The organism is Paraburkholderia sp. RL17-373-BIF-A, from assembly GCF_046030175.1.
GTDB lineage: Bacteria > Pseudomonadota > Gammaproteobacteria > Burkholderiales > Burkholderiaceae > Paraburkholderia.
The window spans coordinates 1-5,330 of sequence record NZ_JARESO010000149.1 but is presented as its reverse complement, the minus strand read 5'-3'; the positions used below and the strand labels follow the sequence as shown (position 1 = coordinate 5,330).

The following is a 5,330-nucleotide window of genomic DNA, read 5'->3' as shown; positions in this document are numbered from 1 at the left end:
TGTCGCGCGCCAGCCAGCCCGCGAGGGTTTGAAGATCGGTGGCGGCTTCGCAAGCTTTGCGTCAAGCTTGGTGGCGGCCATGCGGCTAACGAAAGGATCTGGAAACGCGCTGCGGTTGTACCGGGCTCCAAGCCAACTTCGCAGGACGGCTAACCCCTGCCCATCAAGGTCGTAGGCGCCGTCCGGTTCGAATTGTGCCAATTCCCGCTTGGGGATCAGTCGCTTGCTTGTCGCGATCAACTCGACCGTCACCAGGCCGCCGTCACGTGTCATGGAAAGATGCAATGTCCGCGGCGCCTTTCCCCACGAGAAATTTCCGTTCGGTGTCGCCACGAGTCGACCAACGATAACTTCCACGTCAGGTTCAGCATCGAGGTTATCGTTTGCCAAGTCGCAGTCGTGACTCACTACAACGACCAGATTGGCAGCTGCGTCAATCACATTTCGGAGCTTGAACGCCGCTGCGGTTTCCGCCTGTAGCACGTGGCCTTGGCGCCAACGGGTATCACGGTCCCACGGCTTTGGCGGCTCTTCGCTCATACGTGATCAGACATCCTCGTTGAGCGAAGGCGTCCCCATATCGGAAACCTCCGGCTTTGCCTTCCGGCCGCCGAGTAAATCGTCAAGCTTAGCGCGCGAATCGGCTCCTCGTTGCGTAATACGGATGAGCTTCTTCGCGGCGTCGCGTCCGGACGCCCCTTCGCTGAGAAGTTGAAGCAATGACTTGCCATGCTCGACCGTACGGTCGAGCGAGAGCGACGTAGGCTTGAAGCCAAGTTCTGTAAACGCCCTGGCAGCCTCGGCAAGTTGTCTCAACTTGGCCTGATGCACGTCCTTCGGTGTTTCGCCATCGAGCCAGTTGTACAAAGTCTGCCTCGACACTCCAAACACCTCTGGCAGACGCGACATGGTGCGGCCAAAGCCAGCCTTCACGTCCAACATCAATCTGGCGAACGGAGGTTGCTGTTGTGCTGTGGCGCACTCCACCACTGCAAACGGCTGGTAGCCCATGTGCAGCCGGTAGTAGCCCCCACCTTCCAAGCCTCCGGTACCGGCCGCGCCGATACGAGGAAGAGGCCGCAGCGTCGTCGGTGCGCACCGATAAATGGCTGGGGCCGGCCGATAACCGATACCAGCGTCTCCGGCGTTCGTTCCTAGTAAAGCAAGAGTCTCGATCATTTTTCGTCCCAGACCTTAAGAGCGTGCTTGGTCACCGTTGCCTTGAAAGCGGATCCGATGACTTCGTGAATCGTCTGCAGCTGTCTGCATACAAAATCTGAGGAGAAGACCTCTCGCCCCTCAACAGAGCCATCGGTGTCCAGCAACGCGTGATGGCCGGTAAAGGTCAGAAATCTCGGATTAATCTCCATTCTCTCCGGCAACAGATCCGGTGGGAACGAAAGGCCGCCGTTCTGGATGACCACTCGCGACAGCAGCCGGACATCGCCGACGATATTCAGTGTTTCTGAAAACGAATGCACGGGTGTGCCGCCGAAACGCGCACTCAGCCCAAGGACTTCGGACGCTAGATATTGGCCCAGCGAATCATGCGTCTTGGGTGCCACGTGATCCAGATATCGCAAACCGACCCGGTCGGTGAAGTCGAGCTGGACCACATCGTGGACTCGCGCGAGCCCCTCAAGGAACATTCCCGAAAAGTCCTCGAACGTACCGTAGTTGGTGGACTGAAGCGTGAGGAACTCCGGGCCGATTACGAAACTGTGGGCCTTGTCCGTAGTACCGAACAGGAAGCGTTCCTGCTGAACTGGAGTCGGCACGGCTTGGCCGTCTTGCATCGCGATCTGGAAACCGATCGACTTGTGCGTGACAAAATCAGGGAAGCCCGCTCTTCGCATAGCCTCCTGAATAGACGGCAAATACTCCGCAAGCTTCAGGAGCGCATTGAAACGGACCTGCGCTACCGTGAAGTAGACAGGCGGATTTCTTAGCGGTGCTCCCATCTTCGGCTCCTCTCGATAATACCCGCAGTTTACACTTCAGTTGACAAATATGGGTGGCGAATCTTAATCGAGATTTCCCTCGGACCACAAGAGGCGGCGCTTGCATCTAGGCGAGATCGACCATGCCGTCTCACGGCAACACCCGCTGGCCGAGACCGGGAACATGTAGAAGCTGCCGATTGAACCCTAACTATGCAACTTGCCCTTCGCTCCCTGAAGTGAGAGCTGACCGGTTCGGCCGGAACCCCTCCGAATCTCCGCTCTTCATGCGCCTCTGGATCCGCTGCCGAGCAGACAAAACAGCCCTTTTTCGCCCCGGCAAAAAATCGCCACATCTGATAACTGGAGTTAGCGGGAGTGGCGATTTCTGTTGGCAGATTTCGCGCGTTCCGCTACCCTTCGTTGAAAGGCCCGTCCCGCAAGGGGTTGCGGGCAACGCCATCAACCCGTTTTCGTCCCGAGCGCCCCTGATGCCACCGCCGACCATCGACCCAACTGACCCCAAAGCGCTGATGCAGGAGCTGTTCAGTGACGAGCGCTGGCCGAAGGACCGGTTCGCCGAGCACCTGGGCCAGCCGCTGCTCGACCTGTGCGAGGCGCTGGCCACCTGCTTCCGCCTGATGGGTCCGCTCAACGAAGCGGCCACCCGTGTGGAGACGAAGCGCAATTTGCTCGTCGGGGCTTTCGTGTTCGGCGTGCTCGATGACCTCGTGATCTCGACCAAGCTGCTGCTAACGGGCAAGCTGCCGGCCGCGGGCAACGTGATGCGGCAAGTCGTCGAGGGCATCGCCATGTCCATCCTGTGCTCGACCGACGAGCTGCTGATCATCGACACCAAGTCAAAGCAGCCGCCGGTCATGGCGCGCTACTGGGAGAAGGTCTGGGACGAAGACGAGCGGACGCAGGGATATCGGGCGGTCGGCCAGCTGGGACTGAACGCCGTCAAGCTGGGCGTGACCGCCGACGCGGTCGCACAGCTGCGCCGCGCGAAGAAGCACTACAACGCGTTCAGCCACTGCGGCACCACGACTATCACCCACCGGGTCGAACTCCAAGGAGCCAAGGCTTTCCATCTCGGGGGGCACTTCGACGAGGCCAAGCTCAAGCTCTATCGTGAGGAGCTGGACAGCCGTATCCGCCTGTGCCACGTGCTGCCAGCGTTGATGGAGCGCCTGACTGCGACCCTGACACCGCCGGCCGCAGCGGTCGCACCGGCACAGCGGGCGGATCTCGCATGACGCCGGTGAGGCCGACCGCGCGCCGGCTCACGCGGCAGCACTTCGCGCTGTACCGCGGCTACCTTGAGGGCGCGACGATCGAGGGTCTGCACACCGCCTATGGCGAGCCTGGCACCGACGTGCGCGTGACACGCCGGCTGATCTCCACGCTGCGCGACACGTTGGCCGTCGCCGCGCGACGCGCGCGCGACATCGAGGCGGCGCACCTGCTGCGCCTGAAACCGGGCAGCATCCCGCTCGCCGAGCTGCACGGCACCGACGACGTACCGACGCTCGACGCGTACCGCGATCGCATTGACCCGGACCACGTCTACAGCGAAGCCGAGCTGCTCGACCTGTACCTGGCCGACTACCCGCCCGAAGCCACCCCGCGCATGGACCGGCGGATTGCCCGCAACGCCCGGTTGCGGCGGCGCCAGGCCGCGGCGCTCGCCCGCATGGAAAAGGCGCTGGTTCAGGATCCGCGTCCGGACCACCCGCTCGACGGCTGGTTCGCGCCGGTCGTCGCCGGCAGGCTGCGGGCCGCGGGCCTCTCGACTTTGGCAGACCTGCTGGCACTGATTAGTCGACGCCGTAACCGCTGGCACATGGAGGTGCCGAAACTCGGTCCGAAGGGCGCGCAGCGCATCATGGACTGGCTGTCGCTACACGCCGGCTCCCTCGGTCAAGTGCTCTCGCCGCTGGCCACCACGCCGCGCCGGCAGCTGCACGCGGGTCACCCCGCGCTTTGCCGGCCGCCGATTGCGGGCACGCTGCCGGACGTCGTGCCGATGGAAGCCCTGCGCGTATCGGCCGACCTCGACGGCTCCAGAGGGCTGAACCGCGCTCCTGTTCCCGCCCACCAGGCCGAGCTGGCTACGGATCTCGCCGCGATCGCCGCGTGGGTGAGCGTGCGCGGAGCCCGCAGCGCCGATACTGCCCGCGCATACCGGCGCGAGGCCGAACGCCTGCTCCTGTGGGCGATCGTGGAGAAACGCAAACCGCTGTCGTCACTGAATACGCTGGATTGCAGCGAGTACATCGAGGTCTTCCTGAAGGATCCGCAGCCAGCGGAGCGCTGGGTTGGCAATCGTCGCGTCGAGCGTTTCGAGCCGGCCTGGCGGCCGTTCACCGGAAAAGCGCTGAGCGATCGCAGTCGCGAGATCGCGCGCAAGGTCCTGCGCTCAATGTGCAGTTGGCTGGTAGGAGAGCGGTATCTGGCCAGCAACCCGTTCCACGGCCTGCCGAAGTCGGACGATATTGATGAAATTGATGCGACCGGGCGTACGCTCACGCACGCCCAATGGAAGTACGTGCTGCAGACCACAACGCGGGTGACGTACACGCGGGAGGAGCAACGCGACCACTTCATACTGCTGTTTGCCTATGCGACCGGCCTGCGTCGCGCGGAACTGGCCAGGGCAACCACGGGAGATCTGTCCCGCACCGCGCTGGACGGCGCTCTGGCCGATGCGTGGGAGCTGAAAGTCCACGGCAAGGGGCGCCGCAAGCGGCACGTGCCGATGCCGGTCAGGCTGATGGCGGAGCTGGAACGTACGCTGCAGGCCCGGTCCGAGCGGCCCCTCGGCAAGTGCCCGAAAGAGACCCCGCTGATTGCGCATCTGCAGACCGGCCAGCCGCTCACCCCAGACGCGGTTGCGCGCCTGTTCAAGCGGATTTTCAAGCACGCGGCCGACCAACTGGAAGCCACCTACCCCGGCTCGGCCGACGACCTGAAGAAGGCCAGTACGCACTGGCTGCGCCATACGCACGTGAACCATACGCTCGACAGCGGTGCGGATGTACGAGACGTCCAGGTGAACCTCGGCCACGCCAGCCTTGGCACGACCACGATCTATACAAAAGGGGACAGCGCGCGACGTTACAAGGCGGTCAATGCCTTCTTTGATGGTGCGCTTGCGGAGGCGGAAAGGTAGATTTTCGCTTGCAAAAAATGGCGCATGCACCGTCTCGGATGCCCCTCCACGCACACTTCCGCCACAGATACCTAAAGTAAACCTTCAAGTTTACGAGTTTACCGGCTATTATTCGCCGAAATCGCGTTTCATCGAAGTTGGATGTTTTTCGCGCTTTTCGATGACAAACACAATAGGCAGGTAACTCATGGCTATCAAGGAACTATCGCCGCCTC

4 protein-coding genes and 1 pseudogene are annotated in these 5,330 nt (G+C 62.3%); 2 read left to right on the top strand and 3 right to left on the bottom strand.

Annotated features, from left to right (window positions below; all coding sequences use genetic code 11):
• The 3 genes and pseudogenes from P0D80_RS48570 to P0D80_RS48560 all read right to left on the bottom strand — a co-directional run.
• Positions 1-540, bottom strand: a pseudogene (locus P0D80_RS48570) (hypothetical protein); the annotation flags it as partial.
• 6 nt (positions 541-546) lie between these two features.
• Complete coding sequence (locus P0D80_RS48565; protein ID WP_408295475.1) at positions 547-1,179, bottom strand: hypothetical protein; 633 nt, start codon at positions 1,177-1,179, stop codon at positions 547-549.
• Positions 1,176-1,961 carry a TIGR04255 family protein gene (locus tag P0D80_RS48560; RefSeq protein ID WP_408295472.1) on the bottom strand — a complete coding sequence of 262 codons (786 nt, stop codon included), beginning with the start codon at positions 1,959-1,961 and terminating at the stop codon, positions 1,176-1,178. Before P0D80_RS48560 ends, P0D80_RS48565 begins: the two co-directional genes overlap by 4 nt.
• Positions 1,962-2,431: 470 nt before the next feature.
• On the opposite strand from P0D80_RS48560, the gene P0D80_RS48555 reads away from it, so the two are divergent.
• Positions 2,432-3,199 (top strand): hypothetical protein, encoded by a 768-nt coding sequence (locus tag P0D80_RS48555; RefSeq protein WP_408295469.1) that lies wholly within the window; start codon positions 2,432-2,434, stop codon positions 3,197-3,199.
• Positions 3,196-5,115: a site-specific integrase gene (locus tag P0D80_RS48550; RefSeq protein ID WP_408295466.1), complete on the top strand. Its 1,920-nt coding sequence runs from the start codon at positions 3,196-3,198 to the stop codon at positions 5,113-5,115. The genes P0D80_RS48555 and P0D80_RS48550 overlap by 4 nt, the downstream gene beginning before the upstream one ends.
• Positions 5,116-5,330: the final 215 nt, after the last annotated feature.